Source organism: Streptomyces sp. NPDC019531 (genome assembly GCF_044903305.1).
Taxonomy (GTDB): domain Bacteria; phylum Actinomycetota; class Actinomycetes; order Streptomycetales; family Streptomycetaceae; genus Streptomyces.
Window position 1 is genome coordinate 40,752 of sequence record NZ_JBJDQL010000054.1, and the last position, 15,146, is coordinate 55,897.

At 70.3% G+C, this 15,146-nt stretch carries 14 protein-coding genes, 1 pseudogene and 1 riboswitch; of the genes and pseudogenes, 6 read left to right on the forward strand and 9 right to left on the reverse strand.

What is annotated here, in order from left to right; all coding sequences use genetic code 11:
• The 4 genes from ACI2L1_RS39245 to ACI2L1_RS39260 form a co-directional block, all read right to left on the reverse strand.
• On the reverse strand, positions 1–399 hold the full coding sequence (locus ACI2L1_RS39245; protein ID WP_404744233.1) for an ATP-binding protein: 399 nt from the start codon (positions 397–399) through the stop codon (positions 1–3).
• Positions 400–521: 122 nt separating this feature from the next.
• On the reverse strand, positions 522–2,078 hold the full coding sequence (locus ACI2L1_RS39250) for an ABC transporter substrate-binding protein (protein ID WP_404744234.1): 1,557 nt from the start codon (positions 2,076–2,078) through the stop codon (positions 522–524).
• Positions 2,079–2,736: 658 nt separating this feature from the next.
• Positions 2,737–4,044, reverse strand: a complete 1,308-nt coding sequence (locus ACI2L1_RS39255; protein ID WP_404744235.1) for a metallophosphoesterase — start codon at positions 4,042–4,044, stop codon at positions 2,737–2,739.
• Positions 4,045–4,050: 6 nt separating this feature from the next.
• On the reverse strand, positions 4,051–4,311 hold the full coding sequence (locus ACI2L1_RS39260; protein ID WP_362666434.1) for an SCO4848 family membrane protein: 261 nt from the start codon (positions 4,309–4,311) through the stop codon (positions 4,051–4,053).
• A 91-nt stretch (positions 4,312–4,402) separates the two neighbouring features.
• Here ACI2L1_RS39260 and ACI2L1_RS39265 point away from each other — a divergent pair, with 91 nt between their 5' ends.
• Entirely contained in the window at positions 4,403–5,701 is a 1,299-nt protein-coding gene (locus tag ACI2L1_RS39265) for a D-alanyl-D-alanine carboxypeptidase family protein (RefSeq protein WP_404744236.1), read from the forward strand.
• Here the strand turns inward: ACI2L1_RS39265 and ACI2L1_RS39270 are convergent.
• Complete coding sequence (locus ACI2L1_RS39270; RefSeq protein ID WP_404744237.1) at positions 5,646–6,557, reverse strand: YihY/virulence factor BrkB family protein; 912 nt, start codon at positions 6,555–6,557, stop codon at positions 5,646–5,648. The two genes, ACI2L1_RS39265 and ACI2L1_RS39270, sit on opposite strands and share 56 nt — an antisense overlap.
• Positions 6,558–6,683: 126 nt before the next feature.
• Here ACI2L1_RS39270 and ACI2L1_RS39275 point away from each other — a divergent pair.
• A pseudogene (locus ACI2L1_RS39275) lies at positions 6,684–7,022 on the forward strand (decaprenylphospho-beta-D-erythro-pentofuranosid-2-ulose 2-reductase); the annotation flags it as partial.
• A gap of 35 nt (positions 7,023–7,057) precedes the next feature.
• On the opposite strand, the gene ACI2L1_RS39280 reads toward ACI2L1_RS39275, so the two are convergent.
• Entirely contained in the window at positions 7,058–7,642 is a 585-nt protein-coding gene (locus ACI2L1_RS39280) for a 2'-5' RNA ligase family protein (RefSeq protein WP_404744238.1), read from the reverse strand.
• 179 nt (positions 7,643–7,821) lie between these two features.
• Positions 7,822–8,835 (reverse strand): tryptophan--tRNA ligase, encoded by a 1,014-nt coding sequence (gene trpS / locus ACI2L1_RS39285; RefSeq protein WP_404744239.1) that lies wholly within the window; start codon positions 8,833–8,835, stop codon positions 7,822–7,824.
• A gap of 142 nt (positions 8,836–8,977) precedes the next feature.
• Between trpS and ACI2L1_RS39290 the strand changes: the two genes are divergently transcribed.
• The 4 genes from ACI2L1_RS39290 (at position 8,978) to ACI2L1_RS39305 (ending at position 12,080) form a co-directional block, all read left to right on the forward strand.
• Positions 8,978–9,538, forward strand: coding sequence for an RNA polymerase sigma factor (locus tag ACI2L1_RS39290; protein ID WP_404744240.1), 561 nt, complete (start codon positions 8,978–8,980; stop codon positions 9,536–9,538).
• Positions 9,531–10,493, forward strand: a complete 963-nt coding sequence (locus tag ACI2L1_RS39295; RefSeq protein WP_404744241.1) for a hypothetical protein — start codon at positions 9,531–9,533, stop codon at positions 10,491–10,493. The genes ACI2L1_RS39290 and ACI2L1_RS39295 overlap by 8 nt, the downstream gene beginning before the upstream one ends.
• A 49-nt stretch (positions 10,494–10,542) precedes the next feature.
• Complete coding sequence (locus ACI2L1_RS39300) at positions 10,543–11,277, forward strand: hypothetical protein (protein WP_404744242.1); 735 nt, start codon at positions 10,543–10,545, stop codon at positions 11,275–11,277.
• Positions 11,278–11,432: 155 nt separating this feature from the next.
• Positions 11,433–12,080: a hypothetical protein gene (locus ACI2L1_RS39305; RefSeq protein WP_404744249.1), complete on the forward strand. Its 648-nt coding sequence runs from the start codon at positions 11,433–11,435 to the stop codon at positions 12,078–12,080.
• Between the two features lie 80 nt (positions 12,081–12,160).
• On the opposite strand, the gene ACI2L1_RS39310 is transcribed toward ACI2L1_RS39305, so the two are convergent.
• Positions 12,161–13,612 carry a glycine hydroxymethyltransferase gene (locus ACI2L1_RS39310; protein WP_404744243.1) on the reverse strand — a complete coding sequence of 484 codons (1,452 nt, stop codon included), beginning with the start codon at positions 13,610–13,612 and terminating at the stop codon, positions 12,161–12,163.
• Positions 13,613–13,653: 41 nt separating this feature from the next.
• A riboswitch (ZMP/ZTP riboswitch) is annotated at positions 13,654–13,743 on the reverse strand.
• Between the two features lie 110 nt (positions 13,744–13,853).
• Entirely contained in the window at positions 13,854–14,705 is an 852-nt protein-coding gene (locus ACI2L1_RS39315) for an LLM class flavin-dependent oxidoreductase (protein ID WP_404744244.1), read from the reverse strand.
• Positions 14,706–15,146: the final 441 nt, after the last annotated feature.

Below are 15,146 nucleotides of genomic sequence, written 5' to 3' on the forward strand. Positions count from 1 at the left end.
TCAGTTGGCCATCACCAGGGCCCACACGGTCTTGCCGTGCCCGCCCCGGCCCCACACCCCCCACGCGGCGGCGATGTGCTCCACCAGATGCAGACCGCGGCCTGCCTCCTCCCCTTCGCCGACCACCCGCAGCCGGGGTTCCAGCCGGCCTTCGTCCGAGACCTCTATCAGGCAGGAGCCGTCGGCGAGAGCGGTCACCGCGACCTCGAACTCCCGCTCAAGGAGCGGCCCGTGACGCACCACGTTGGTGGCCAGTTCGGACACCAGCAGAACCGCGTCGGCCAACGCCGGATCGTCCGGACCGTGCCCCCAGTCGGACAGATGGTCCCGGACCCGGCGCCGGGCCAGACCGACGGAAGCCGGATGCCGGGGCAGCCGGAAGGAGTTGCGTCTCAGCACGTTTGCTCCTCACCCCGCGCACACCTCCGTCACATGGTGCTGCGTTGAGTGGCTGCCCGGCGTCACTCGGGCGAATGTCAGTTCCATGTAAATGCGTCAGATACGGCGCAATCGCGTCGGGGTCAGATCCAGTCGAGGCGCCAGAGCCGGAAGACTCCCGTGCCGTCCGAGAGGTACTGGCCGCCACCGACGTTTTCGCTGGTCACGACGTAGTCCTTGGCCTGCCACAGCGGGATGACCGGGACATCACGGGCAACGTCCGCCTGGAGGTCACGAAAGTCCTGCTCGGCCTCGGCGCGGTCGGCGTACCGCTGGCTGTCCTGAATCAGATGGTCGACCCCGTTGCTGCTGTAGCCGGTGTTCATGGTGCCGTCGGTGCCGACCAGCGGGGAACCGTAGGTGTCCGGGTCGGGGTAGTCGGCCACCCAGCCGACCGCGTAGGCGTCCAGCTTCCCGGTGGCCCAGCGCTTCTGGAAGTCGGTCCACTCGTAGCCCTTGAGCGTCACCTTGAACAGGCCGCTCGCCTCCAGCTGCTTCTTGATCTCCGCGGCCTCCGCGGCGGCGGAACCGCTGTTGAGGCCATAGCCGTAGGTGAAGCTCACCGGGGTGGTCACACCGGCCGCGGTGAGCAGGGCGCGCGCCTTCTTGACGCTCGGCTCCGCGTAGGTGTCGAAGAACGACGTGGTGTGGCCGGTGATGCCGGTCGGGATCAGCGAGTACAGCGGGTCGACGGTCCCCTCGTACACCGAGGCGGCCAGCTGCTCACGGTTGATCAGCCAGGCCATGGCCTGGCGCACCTTGACGTCGTGCAGCGGCTTGCCCGCGCGGGTGTTGAGGTAGAGATTGCGGATCTCGGAGCTGTCGGCCTCGGAGACACGCTGGCCGGGGTCGCTCGGGTTCAGTCCGGCGAGGACCTTGGGCGGCAGCTGCCGGTAGGCGACGTCGATCCGCTTCGCCTTCCAGGCGTCGTTCAGCTTGGTCGAGTCGCTGTAGTACTCGAGTTCGACCGGGCGGCCGGTGCCCTTGATCTCGCCCTTGTAGTCGCCGTTGGGCGCGAGGACCGCCTTCTTCTCCTTGGTGTACGTCGTCAGCTCGTACGGCCCGGTGCCGTCGACACCGTTGTCCGTGCGCAGCGAGTTGGCGGGGTACTTGGTGCTGTCGACGATGGCACCGGCCCCCGTGGCCACCTTGAACGGGAAGGTGGCGTCGGGCGTGGACAGCTTGAAGGTGACGGTGCGGCCACTGGCGTCGACCGACTTGAGGGTGTCCAGCAGGGCGGCCGGGCCGACGTCGGAGTTGATCTTCTTGACCCGGTCGAAGGAGTACTTGACGTCCTCGGCCGTCATCTCGCGGCCGCTCGGGAACTTGATGCCCTCACGCAGCACACAGCGGTAGGTGCGCAGATCGCTGCCCTCGAACCCGCAGCTCTCGGCCGCGTCGGGCACGGGTGCGACACTGCCCGGCTCGAAGGCCAGCAGTGACTGGAAAACGTTGTTGAACAGCGCCCAGGAACCGGCGTCATAGGCGCCGGCCGGATCGAGCGAGGTGACTTCGTCGGTCGTCCCCACCTTGATCGTCTCGCCTGTGCCCTCATCGGACGGGAGCAACTGCCAGCCGCCCACTCCCACCACGCCCAGCACGAGTAGCGTCGCGAGAATCCGCATGCGAACCGACCGCATCGGTTTGCCCTCCCCGGGCCCCCACGGGCCCCAGTGCACGCGCCACCCCCTAGTGGCGCGGATCACCTAATCACAGGTGTTTCACCTGGGGGAAGAGGGATTTGTCGAGTTGGACAAGACGTTACCGCGAGGGGTTTCGGCCATGTTTCACAGGCCTTCCACAGGGTCCTCCGGCGGGCGCCCTTCGGGCCCGTCAGAACACGATCGCGAACGCGAGCACCCCGACGGACACGACGATCGTCGCGACCGCCCGCACCTGGACCGCCCGGTCCACGGCCCGCCGCAGCGGCGCGACCGGAAGACACCTGAGCGCCCAGGTGACCGGCAGTGAGAGCGCGGCCGCGCAGGCGAGGAGCAGGAACGGCCGCGCGGGCGGGTACGCGGGTCCCAGGGTTCGTGAGCCGCGTTCTCCAGGTACAGCAACCCCGCGAGGGCGTACCAGCCCAGCGCGCAGCCGCCGGTGAGCAGCGTCTCGAACAGGGCGAACAGAACCGGCCTGTTGCGTGCGAGGCGCACGACGGACACGTCGGCGATCATGCGGCGAGCCCTCCCCCGGGCGGCCCGACGGGGCCGTCGTACGTCAACGTACGCCGACTCGCACGGCGGGCACAGCCGTACGACGCGCCCGGCGCGGCCGTACACAGTCCCGCGCCGCCGTTCAGGCCTGCTTGGAGGCCAGTTCGATGACCGTGATGTCCGACGGGGCGCCCACGCGCGTGGGCGGGCCCCAGGCGCCGGCGCCGCGGCTGACGTAGAGCTGCGTGTCGCCGTACCGCTCCAGACCGGCGACGGTCGGGTTCGCGGCCTTGGCGACGAGGTTGCCGGGCCAGAGCTGGCCGCCGTGGGTGTGGCCGGAGAGCTGGAGGTCGACGCCGTGGTCGACCGCGTCGTGGATCTGGACCGGCTGGTGGGCGAGGAGCACGCACGCGCGTGCGGTGTCCCGGTCACCGAGGGCCTTGGCGAAGTCGGGGCCCTGGCCCTCGCTCTCGCCCGCGATGTCGTTGACGCCGGCGAGGTCGAACCAGGCCAGTTCCGTACGGTCGTTCTCCAGCGGGCGCAGACCGAGCCGCCGTACCTCGTCGACCCACTGCTCGGCGCCGGAGAAGTACTCGTGGTTGCCGGTGACGAAGAACGAGCCGTGCCGTGCCCGGAGTTGGGAGAGGGGGGCCGCCGCCGGGCCGAGGTCCTTCACGCTGCCGTCGACCAGGTCGCCGACGACCGCGATCAGGTCGGGCTGCGTGGAGTTGATGGTGTCGACGACCTTCTGGGCGAAGCCGCGCCCCAGGACCGGGCCCAGATGGATGTCGCTGACCACCGCGATCCGGTAACCGTGTGCAGCGCGCGGGAGCTTGGCCAGCGGCACGGTGACCCGCTTGACCTTCGGTCCGCGCAGGACGCCGTAAGTGCCCTGGCCGACAGTCCCCACGGCAGCCGCGGCGGCGGCTCCGGCGACGATCCGGGAGACGAAGAGACGGCGGGAGGGGGCGGGGGCGAGGGTGGTCGAGCCGGGTCCCCGCGGCTCCTCGGACACCGGCCCGCCGTCCCCCGGCTCCTGGGGCAGGCTCACGGCCTCCTGCGGCTTCTCGGCAGGCGCTCCCGCCGGCACCGACTCGGGACGCGGTACGACCGCCACGGCCCGCTCCCGGCGCCCGTCCCGGAGTTCGAGGAAACGTCGCAGCAGGGGTCGTACGAGCTCTCCGGCCACGACCGCGAGCAGCAGGTAGACCGACAGCGCCAGCCACAGGAAGCCCGGCCACGCGAGCACACGCTGGAGCCAGAAAGGAGCGCCGGTGCGCTCCGCGACCAGGGCGGCGACCGCCAGCGCCCAGCCGCCACCGATGACCACGGCACCCACCCGGCGGACCCACCCCGGACCGCTGGTGGTGTCGCGGAACAGGCGCCGCCACAGATACCAGTTGGCCGACACGAGGACGGCCAGGGCGAGCAGTGCGAAGACGATGAACACGGTGTGCTAACTCTCCGGGGTCGGCTGTGAGTTCCGGCGCAGTGCGCGCACTCCACGCAACCCGATGCCCCCGACGACCGTCCCCAGTACGAAGGAGACGACAGCCAGCAGCAGGTGCACCCAGAAGTAACCCGTCGGGTCGCCCGCGTCGTCGAACGCGAGCCCGCTGGCGTCCTTGACCAGGTTTTTGACGAAAGTGATCCAGATGATCCAGCTCCACACCCCGAAGGCGAGCAGGAACCAGGAGACGGGGCGGCTGAGCTTCATGGGTCCAGTATTGCGGGGCGCTGTCCGGTTCGGCGCCCGGGGTGGGGAGGACGGTGGGACTCCGCCCTCCGCGGCATGTACGTTCCTGAGCGTGTCCGCTCCCCAGAAGAAGACCCCCGGGCGATCCCTGCTGGTCACCTCCGCCGCCGCCCTGTCGTCCCTCGCGCTGACGGCGCCCGTCGCCCTCGCGGCCCCCAGTCCGACGCCGAGCGCCAGTCCCTCGGCCACACCTCCGGCGAACATGTCGACCGTGGGTGGCGACCGGCTCGGTCAGGCGGGCACCCAGGTCAATCTCGCCAGCGGGGTCCCTGTGCTGCCGAAGGACGTCACCGCGCGGTCCTGGATCGTCACCGACGCCGAGTCCGGCGATGTGCTCGCCGCGCACAACGCGCACTGGCGGCTCCCCCCGGCGAGCACCATGAAGATGCTCTTCGCGGACACCGTGCTGCCGAAGTTCGCCAAGACCGAGAAGCACAAGGTCGTCCCCTCCGACCTCGCGGGCATGGGCGCCGGGTCCAGCCTGGTCGGGATAAAGGAGGGCGAGACGTACACGGTCCACGATCTGTGGCTCGGCGTGTTCCTTCGCTCCGGCAACGACGCGGTGCGCGTCCTGTCGGCGATGAACAAGGGCGTCGCCAAGACCGTCACGGAGATGAACGAGCACGCCGAGGAGCTCCAGGCCCTCGACACGCACGTGGTCAGCCCCGACGGCTACGACGCCCCCGGCCAGGTCTCCTCCGCCTATGACCTGACCCTGTTCGCCCGCTCCGGCCTGCAGAAGAAGGACTTCCGCGAGTACTGCTCGACAGTCACCGCGAAGTTCCCCGGCGAGACGAAGAAGGACAAGAAAGGCAAGACCGTCCGCAAGTCCTTCGAGATCCAGAACACCAACCGGCTGCTGAGCGGCGACTACGACATCTCGCAGTACCAGGGCATCGCAGGTGTGAAGAACGGCAACACCACCAACGCCGGAGCCACCTTCACCGGCGTCGCCGAGCGCGATGGGAGGGTGCTGCTCGTCACCGTCATGAACCCGTCGGGGGAAGGGCACAACGAGGTCTACAAGGAGACCGCGAAGCTCTTCGACTGGGGCTTCAAGGCGGCCGGCAAGGTACAGCCGGTGGGTGAGCTGGTGCCGCCGAAGGGCAGCGAGCAGCCGGGGAGCTCAGGCGAGGCCGGGCAGGCCGGGGGCGGCTCAGGGGACTCCGCGGGTTCAAGAACTTCGGCGAAGCCCGTCGCGTCCGCCACGGCCGACGGCGACTCCAGGGGCGTGGAGACCGCCCTGGCGATCACCGGCGGGCTGCTGGTGCTGCTGGCGGGCGCCGCGTTCCTGGTCAACCGCCGCTGGCCGCTGCCGGATCTGGTACGGCGTCGCTCGTCCCGTCCGTGAGCTCCTGCTCCTTGCTGCCCGTCGCCGTCCAGGCGGCGCAGAACAGCACCAGTTTCGCCGTGAAGTTGATCCACAGCAGCAGGGCGACGGGGACGCCGAACGCGCCGTACATGCTCTTCGTCGCCACGCCCTGCATATAGCCGCTCAGCAGCAGCTTCAGCAGTTCGAATCCGATCGCGCCGGTCAGCGCGGCGACGGACAGCCTGCGGCGCCTCGGCTCGACGCCGGGCAACAGGGTCAGCACGTACAGCAGGAGCAGGAAGTCGGCGAGTACGGCGATGACGAACGCGGCGATCCGCAGCAGGATCCGGCCGGCACCGCCCTCCTGGAGGCCGAGTTCGCCGCCGATCCAGTCGACCAGCGCGGAGGCGATGGTGGAGATGGCGAGCGTGACGAGGACGGCGCCGCCGAGCCCGACCAGGATGCCCAGGTCCTTGCCCTTGCGCAGGATCGCGTTCTCGTCCTCGTCGGGCAGCTCCCACACCGCGCGCAGGCACTCGCGCATCGAGCCCGCCCAGCCGATGCCGGTGAACAGCAGGGCAGCGCCGGCGATGAGGCCGACGGTGCCGGCGTTCTGCACCAGGTCGTCGATGTTCAGCTGGTCGGAGATGCCGGGCACCTGCTCGGCGATCTTGTCCTGAAGGTCGTTCTGCTGCTTCGTGCTGAGCGTGGCGGCGGCGATCGCGGCGGCCACGGTCAGCAGCGGGAACAGCGCGACGAAGCTCGTGAACGTCATCGCCGCGGCCAGCCGGGTCCACTTCACCCGGTCCAGCCGTTCGTACGACCGCCACGCGTGTGTGGCCGTCAGGTGCACCCAGAGCGGCCCGACGACGGGGAGTCTCTTCAGCCAGTCCATGATCGGATCTTGCCCTCCGTGCGGAAGACCGATGTGCGGGTACCCCGAAAAAGCGGTGTATCGGCGCATGTCCTGCTCGTGGGCTCGCGGTGTCCGGCTCCAACTTGGCCACCGCGAGGCCGCAGATCGCGAGCCAGGTCTGAGCGCGCCCGTCGCGCCAACTTCATCCATGGCTCAAGCAAGTCCGGCCTCGACGCCTTCGCCCAGGGGTTGGGCGACGCCCTGCACGGCTCGGGTGTGCACGTGATGGTCGTACGCCCCGGGTTCGTGCGGTCGAGCGTGACGGCGGGTATGGGGAAGACACCCCTGGCAACCACTCCGGAGGCGGTGGCGACTGCGATCGAGCTGGGGCTGCGCCGACATGCGGAGGTGGTGTGGGTGCCGGGGGCGCTGCGGGTGGTGATGTCCGCGGTACGGCATCTGCCGCAGACGGTGTTTCGGCGGCTGCCGTTGCAACTCGGCTGACTCTGTAACTACGGATACAGCGGCTGTAACCGTGGTTACAGCTGGCCCGTGGGCAGGGAGCCGCGCTCCACATGCCCCGCCTGCGGCGGCACCACAGACCTGCCGAAGGCGAACTCGCGCAGCTTGCGCCACACACCGTCAGGTCCCTGCTCGTAGAGCGCGAACCCGGTGCACGGCCACGCGGCCTCGAACGCGGCGAGCTCCTCGAAGGCGCGGTCCATGGCCGGCTCGTCGATGCCGTGTGCCACCGTGACGTGCGGGTGGTACGGGAACTGCAGTTCCCGCGCCACCGGTCCGGAGGCGTCACGGACCTGCTTCTGCAGCCAGGTGCACGCCTCGGCGCCCTCGACGACCTGGACGAACACGACCGGTGACAGCGGCCTGAAGGTGCCGGTGCCGGACAGCTTCATCGGGAAGGGCCGACCCGCCGCGGCGACCTCGGTGAGGTGCGCCTCGATGGCGGGCAGCGCGGTGTCCTCGACCTCGGTCGGCGGCAGCAGGGTGACATGGGTGGGGATGCCGTGAGCAGCGGCGTCGCCGAAGCCCGCGCGCCGCTCCTGGAGCAGGCTGCCGTGAGGCTCCGGGACCGCGATCGACACACCGATCGTTACGGTCCCCACGTCGTCTCCTGTTCGTTCTGTCGTCCTGTCGGATTCGTTCCCAGCCGTCCGGCTATCGACTGTACGGCCACGGCTGTGCTGTGGGCAGGCGCAGGCGTAGTGATGTGCAGCGCTCTGCCCGGTGTGGCTGGTGTGCGGTGGTGCGCCCGGGCGCCGGTGCCGACGGGCCATGCCGGTGATCAGTGCTTGGCGGGCAGGAAGCCCACCCTCTCGTAGGCCTGGGAGAGGGTCTCGGCGGCGACCGCGCGGGCCTTCTCCGCGCCCTTGGCCAGGATCGAGTCCAGCGTCTCCGGGTCGTCCAGGTACTGCTGGGTGCGCTCCCGGAAGGGCGTCACGAAGTCGACGACGACCTCGGCGAGGTCCGTCTTGAGCGCGCCGTAGAGCTTGCCTTCGTACTGCTGCTCCAACTCGGTGATGCTCGTGCCGGTGAGCGTCGAGAAGATGGTGAGCAGATTGCTGACGCCCGGCTTGTTCGCGACGTCGTAGCGGATGACGGTGTCGGTGTCCGTGACCGCGCTCTTGACCTTCTTCGCGGTGGTCTTCGGCTCGTCGAGGAGGTTGATGAGGCCCTTCGGCGTGGACGCCGACTTGCTCATCTTGATCGACGGGTCCTGGAGGTCGTAGATCTTCGCCGTCTCCCTGAGGATGTACGGCTTCGGGATGGTGAAGGTCGCGCCGAAGCGGCCGTTGAAGCGCTCGGCGAGGTCACGGGTCAGCTCGATGTGCTGGCGCTGGTCCTCGCCGACCGGGACCTCGTTGGCCTGGTAGAGCAGGATGTCCGCGACCTGGAGGATCGGGTACGTGAACAGGCCGACGCTGGCGGTGTCGGTGCCCTGACGGGCGGACTTGTCCTTGAACTGGGTCATGCGGGAGGCCTCGCCGAAGCCGGTGAGGCAGTTCATGACCCAGGCGAGCTGGGCGTGCTCGGGGACGTGGCTCTGGACGAAGAGCGTGCAGCGCTCCGGGTCGAGACCGGCGGCGAGGAGCTGGGCGGCGGCCAGGCGGGTGTTGGCCGTGAGCTCCTTCGGGTCCTGCGGAATCGTGATCGCGTGCAGGTCGACGACCATGTAGAACGCGTCGTGGGACTCCTGCAGAGCCACCCACTGGCGGACGGCGCCGAGGTAGTTGCCGAGGTGGAACGAGCCTGCGGTGGGCTGGATTCCGGAGAGCACGCGGGGTCGGTCAGAGGCCATGCTCACCATTCTCTCAGGTGTCTGGGGCCGATCCGGAACCAGTCGGAAACAGATGTGCCACGGGTGGGAACCGATTCGGTCCGGGCGGTGTACCAATCGTGTGAGGACGCGGGAGGGGGGCCGCATCGTCGATGAGGCCGCGGTGATCGCACGCGTACGCACCGGAGAGCCGGAGGCGTACGCGGAGCTGGTGCGGGCCCATACGGGCATCGCGCTACGGGCGGCCGCCGCGCTCGGGGCGGGAGCGGACGCGGAGGACGTGGTGCAGCAGGCCTTCGTCAAGGCGTACTGCGCGCTGGGCCGCTTCAAGGAGGGCTCGGCGTTCAAGCCGTGGCTTCTGTCGATCGTGGCCAATGAGACGAGGAACACAGTGCGGACGGCGGCCCGCCAGCGCACCCTCGCCGGCCGCGAGGCAGCCTTCGCTGAGGCCGAGCCGTTGATACCGGAATCGGCGGACCCGGCGGTGGCGGCCGTGGAGATAGAGCGCCGCGCCGCGCTGGAGTCCGCCCTGGCGAAGCTGAGCGAGGAGCACCGCCTGGTCGTCACCTACCGCTATCTGCTGGAGATGGACGAGTCCGAGACGGCCCAGGCCCTGGGCTGGCCCCGCGGGACGGTGAAGTCCCGGCTGAACCGTGCCCTGCGCAAGCTGCAGAAGCTGCTGCCGGACTTCGAGCCTCGGGAAGGGGGTGATGAGCGTGAGTGAGTCCTACGGCGGTGAGGGCGCCGACGGGAGCGGGCGTGAGCGCGCGTCCCGGTTGCCGGAGGAGCTGCGGTCGCTCGGGCGTTCGCTGGATGCGCCGTATACGGGAGGGGCCGAGTCGATGGTGGAGCGGGTGCTGGAGCAGATACTCGCCGAGCGGCTGCCGGTTCCGGTGGCGCAGGCGTCGGGGCCCGCTGAGCGGCTGCGGGCGGTGCGGCGCTGGACGCGGGCGCGGTGGCGGTCACTGACCGCGACGCTGTGCGGACTACTGGCGGTGCTCGCGCTCACTCCCCCGGTGCGGGCGGCGGTCCTGGACTGGTTCGACTTCGGCGGGGTCGAGGTGCGGTACGACCCTTCGGCGGTGCCCTCACCGGGGGCCGAGGTGCCCGGCTGCGGGCGCTCGGTGTCGCTCGCGCAGGCGGAGCGGCGGGCGGGATTCGAGCCGCTGGTGCCGGCGGCGCTCGGCACTCCGGACGTGGTGACGGTGGCGACCGAGCCGCAGGGGCGGTTTCTGGTGAGCCTGTGCTGGCGTGAGCGAGGGGACACCATCCGGCTGGACGAGTATCCGGCCCGCTTGGACGTCGGCTTCGCCAAGAGTGTCCGCGAGCAGCCGGAATGGCTTTCGCTGGGTGGGGACTCCTCGGCCCCCGGCGGGCTGAATGACACGGCTCTGTGGTTTCCGCGGCCCCATGTGCTGAGTTTCTGGCTGGTGGATGCGGACGGCTCCCGGTTTACCCGCGAGAAGCGGACCGCCGGGCCGACGCTGCTGTGGACCCACACGTCGGGCGGGGTGGACGTGCCGGACGTGACGCTGCGGCTGGAGGGCGTGGCATCCAAAGAGCGGGCGATGGAGATCGCGAAGTCGCTCGGCGACCCGGCGGACGACGGTGCCGAGACTCCTCGAAATAGTGCGCGCGGAGTGGGAACCCCGCCGGGCCGGGCGGTGTACCAGAAGTGACACGCGGCTCGCGGACGGGCCGCACGGGGATCGTCTGTAGGGGGTTGACATGGAGAGGCGTGAGGCCGGCCTGAGGAGCCGACGTCGTGAACTGGCGGCGGGATTGGGCGCGTTGGCCGCGACGCTCGCTCTGACGTTGTGGGGTGCGCCCTCCGCGTCGGCCGGCGGACCGACGAGCGTGCTCGTGGTCTCGCCGGAGAGCGGGGAGACGTCGTCGCTCTACCACTCCGACGAGGAGTACGACGAATTGCAGCGACTGCTCGGCCCGCTCGGTGTGGGCACTCCCTCCAGGCCCCCTGGGGCAAATGTGCTCGCCGCCCGGCAGATCAACGTCACATGGCTGGCGCACGACGTCTCACCTTGGCGGCTGGACCAGATCTTCCCGCTGGCCGACACGGACCAGGTGTGGATACACACCACGGAGAACATGCCGGAGTCGGTGAACGGCCACTGGCACCGCACCAAGAATCCCGACCAACTGCGCGCGCTGCTGAAGGACTTGGGCGTGATGGGCAAGGTCTCCGGCGAAGGCCACGCCATCTTCCCGGCGCCCGGACAGGAGCCGGGGATCGACGTCGGGTCGACGGACACGGACGCGGCGGAGACCTCGGCACCCGTGCGAGCCTCCTCGGCGGCGGAGGACGGCACCGAGTGGTGGTGGGCTCTGCCGGGCCTGGCGGCCGGTGCCGTACTGACGCTGGCACTGCGGCCGTTCGCACAGCGGATGCCATGGAAGCGCCTGCGCCGGGAGCCGGGGCCGCGCCAGGAACTGCGCGATATGTGACGAAGGGACGGGCCCGCGAGTTTGAGGAAGCGAGGCTGAGTCGATCGAGGGGGATGGCAGTGCGGAGCAGACACACAGGGCTGCGGCTCGGGCCACGCGGAGTGCTCACGGCGCTCGTAGCCGTGGCGATGGCGGTGACCGTGCTCGGAGCACCGATGGCCTACGCGGGGACACCGCCGATGCGCGGAGCGGGCCTCGACCGGCCCGATCTGGCGATGGTCGTCACCGGCGCCTCGGGCCGGACGAAGGCCGTGCGTTCCCACGAGCCGTACTTCGATCGCCTGTGGCGGTTGCTGCAGCCGACGGACATGGGCACGGAGCGGGTGTCGGACGCGTGGGAGGAGGGCCGGTATCCGCCGGTGCGGATCACTGTGGTGTGGGGGCTGACTGGTGTCGGCGGCTGGCCGCAGACGGATTCGGCGCCGGGTGGTGACGTGGCGGTGGAGCGCCAGGACCAGCTGTTCCTTGCTGCGGACGGCACTCCGTGGGTGCGCTCGGACCCGGCACCGGAGACAGAGGACGACGACATCCGCTGGCACCGGGCGCCGCGGACGGTTTTCGATCAGCTGGACCGGGAGGGTCTGGTGGGTGGACCCGTGGAGGGGCAGCACGTGTCCGGTGCGGGGGCCGAGGGCGGTGACGGGTCCTGGAGCCTCACCCACGGGGCCCGGTGGGCGGTGCCCGGGCTCGCCGTGGGGTTCGTGGCCGGGGCCGGCGGCACACGGCTGATACGCCGCGCGGCAGCCCGGCCGGGAGCCGGACCGCCGCGGGAAGGGCCACGACAGGAACTCATCGATCTCTAGAAGCCATCGATCTCTCGGAATCGTCGGTCCTTGACAACTCAAGAGCGTGATGTGCCGCTCGGCCCTGCCGGGGCCGTGGTTCAGCCGAGGTCGACCTCCGGGTACAGCGGGAAGCCGGCGACGAGGTCGCTGGCCCGGTGGGAGATCTCGTCCGCGACCTTCGGGTCGAGGATGTGCTGGGCCTTGGAGGGCGCACCCGACTTGGTGGTGCCGGACTCCGTGGTGGTGAGAACGCGGTCGATGAGTCCGGCGACCTCGTCCATCTCCCCGGTGCCGAGGCCCCGGGTGGTCAGGGCGGGGGTGCCGATGCGGATGCCGGAGGTGTACCAGGCGCCGTTGGGGTCGGCCGGGATGGCGTTGCGGTTGGTGACGATGCCCGAATCGAGCAGGGCGGCCTCGGCCTGGCGGCCGGTGAGGCCGTAGGAGGAGGCCACGTCGATCAGGTTGAGGTGGTTGTCGGTGCCGCCGGTGACCAGGGTGGCGCCGCGCCGCATCAGGCCCTCGGCCAGGGCGCGGGAGTTGTCGACGATGCGCTGCGCGTAGTCCTGGAAGGAGGGCTGACGGGCCTCGGCGAGGGCGACGGCCTTGGCGGCCATGACGTGCGGGAGCGGGCCGCCGAGGACCATCGGGCAGCCCCGGTCGACCTGGTCCTTGAGGGAGTCGTCGCACAGCACCATGCCGCCGCGCGGGCCGCGCAGTGACTTGTGGGTGGTGGTGGTGACGATCTGGGCATGCGGGACCGGGTCGAAGTCGCCGGTGAGGACCTTGCCGGCGACGAGACCAGCGAAGTGGGCCATGTCGACCATGAGCGTGGCGCCGACCTCGTCGGCGATCTCGCGCATGATCCGGAAGTTCACCAGCCGGGGGTAGGCGGAGTAGCCGGCGACGATGATCAGCGGCTTGAACTCACGGGCCGAGGCGCGCAGGGCGTCGTAGTCGACGAGGCCGGTGGCGGGGTCGGTGCCGTAGGAACGCTGGTCGAACATCTTGCCGGAGATGTTGGGGCGGAAGCCGTGGGTGAGGTGGCCGCCGGCGTCCAGGGACATGCCGAGCATGCGCTGGTTGCCGAAGGCCTGGCGGAGCTCGGCCCAGTCGGCGTCGGAGAGGTCGTTGACCTGGCGGACGCCGGCCTTCTCCAGGGCGGGGACCTCGACGCGCTGGGCCAGGACGGACCAGAAGGCGACGAGGTTGGCGTCGATGCCGGAGTGCGGCTGGACATAGGCGTGGCGGGCGCCGAAGAGTTCCTTGGCGTGCTCGGCGGCCAGGGACTCGACGGTGTCGACGTTGCGGCAGCCGGCGTAGAAGCGGCGGCCGACGGTGCCCTCGGCGTACTTGTCGCTGAACCAGTTGCCCATCGCGAGGAGGGTGGCCGGGGAGGCGTAGTTCTCGGAGGCGATCAGCTTGAGCATCTCGCGCTGGTCGTGGACCTCCTGGCCGATGGCGTCGGCGACGCGCGGCTCGACGGCGCGGATCACGTCGAGGGCGGCGCGGAAGGCCGTGGACTCGGGGGACAGGGGCTGCTGCTCTGACATGGCGGCCTCCGGGCTGCGTGGCTTGAAGCGGTCACGGATCACGGTTCGGCCCAGGCGCACGGCACTTGGTCACTCACAGGCCGCTCCCCGATGGTCCGTCCCATCCCAGCGCGCCAGTCACGGCCTGTCGGCCAGCCTACCGGGCACGCCGAACGGCTTCGGTGCAACGTCCACCATGCGGGCGACGGCTTCGGGGCCCGGCCGCAAGTTGCGGGCCTCGAAGCCGTGGCAGTGGACGAGGTCAGAGGAGCGCGTCTGCGAGGCGGTCGATCTGGTCGGTGTCCGGGGCCCAGCAGTAGAGCATCACCTCGTCGGCGCCGATGCCGAAGTAGGCGTCGGCGGCCTCGCGGATCTGCCGCGGTGTGGTGAGCAGGCCCGCCTCCATGTACGCGGCGTGGCCGCTGAAGGCGTAGTAGTCGCGGAGGTTGCGGCGGGCCCGGTCCAGGGTGTGGTCGGGGCCGAGAGCGACGTTCGCCTGGGCGACCAGGCGGGGTCGGCCGGGCCGGTCGTGTTTCTGCCAGGCCGTTGTGGCGTCGCGGAAGAGGTTGGACATGAAGGACGGTGGCAGGGCGGCGCCGAGGAACCCGTCGCCGAAGCGGCCGACGCGTTCGAGGGCAGCGGGAGCGAAGCCGCCGAACAGCACCTCCGGGCCACCGGGGGTCGCGGGGGCGGGGCCGATGGGACCGACGCCCTCTCCGTACGGCTCGCCGGACCAGGCGCGGCGCAGCAGTGTCATCTGCTCGTCGAGGCGGCGGCCTCGGCGGTGGAGGTCGATCCCGGCGGCCAGACAGTCGTCCTCCCGGCCTCCGACACCGATGCCGAGTGTGAAGCGGCCGCCCGAGAGGCGGTCGAGGGTCGCGGTCTGCTTGGCGAGCTGGGCGGTGTTGTGGAGGGGCGCGATCAGCACCTCGGTCTGGATGCGGATGCGGGAGGTGGCGCCGGCGAGGGCCGCGAGGGTGACGAGGGGTTCGGGGTTGTCGTAGACGAGGCGGTCGAGCAGTCCGAGGGTGCTGAAGGGGCCCGCGTCGGCGCGCCGGGCCCAGGTCAGCAGTTGGTCGGGGGCTTCGATGGGGAGGCCGAGGCCGATGTTCATGGGAGAGTCCTCCGGAGGGCGTGCGGAATCCGCCGGTCGGCCGGATCCGTTGCCGCCCCTCCGTGGCGCCGCGCGCTGTGCGCGGACCTGCTCCCGTTCTGCGGCGATGGTTCAAGAGAGCGTGTGCGTCAGAGTGCGGCGAACATAACGGGGCCGCACGGGTACGGGCAACATGTTTTCGATGCCGTCGGGGAGGCCGGCCACGCTGGACGGGTTCGCGGTCCATGGGCCGGCAGGCGTCGCCGCATGCCTGGCGCTCGCCCGACCGACCAGGCGCGTCCAACCGACCCGGCGCAGGTCATAGGGCTGACGTCGCCGGGGTGACCGTCCAGCTCAGGGATCAGTAAGAGGTCGTTTTCTCCCGTTGTTTCATCCCGAGATGCGGGTTTCATCCGGTGGTGTCGGGTCGCGCCAGGAGATCGTGGTCTCGCCGGTGAGGCG

Bases quoted from the DNA above. Each gene is read 5' to 3' on its own strand.
- ACI2L1_RS39250 (WP_404744234.1), bottom strand. From the start codon at position 2,078: ATGCGGTCGGTTCGCATGCGGATTCTCGCGACGCTACTCGTGCTGGGC.
- ACI2L1_RS39260 (WP_362666434.1), bottom strand. From the start codon at position 4,311: ATGAAGCTCAGCCGCCCCGTCTCCTGGTTCCTGCTCGCCTTCGGGGTG.
- ACI2L1_RS39270 (WP_404744237.1), bottom strand. From the start codon at position 6,557: ATGGACTGGCTGAAGAGACTCCCCGTCGTCGGGCCGCTCTGGGTGCAC.
- trpS (WP_404744239.1), bottom strand. From the start codon at position 8,835: ATGGCCTCTGACCGACCCCGCGTGCTCTCCGGAATCCAGCCCACCGCA.
- ACI2L1_RS39300 (WP_404744242.1), top strand. From the start codon at position 10,543: ATGGAGAGGCGTGAGGCCGGCCTGAGGAGCCGACGTCGTGAACTGGCG.
- ACI2L1_RS39305 (WP_404744249.1), top strand. From the start codon at position 11,433: ATGGCCTACGCGGGGACACCGCCGATGCGCGGAGCGGGCCTCGACCGG.
- ACI2L1_RS39310 (WP_404744243.1), bottom strand. From the start codon at position 13,612: ATGTCAGAGCAGCAGCCCCTGTCCCCCGAGTCCACGGCCTTCCGCGCC.
- ACI2L1_RS39315 (WP_404744244.1), bottom strand. From the start codon at position 14,705: ATGAACATCGGCCTCGGCCTCCCCATCGAAGCCCCCGACCAACTGCTG.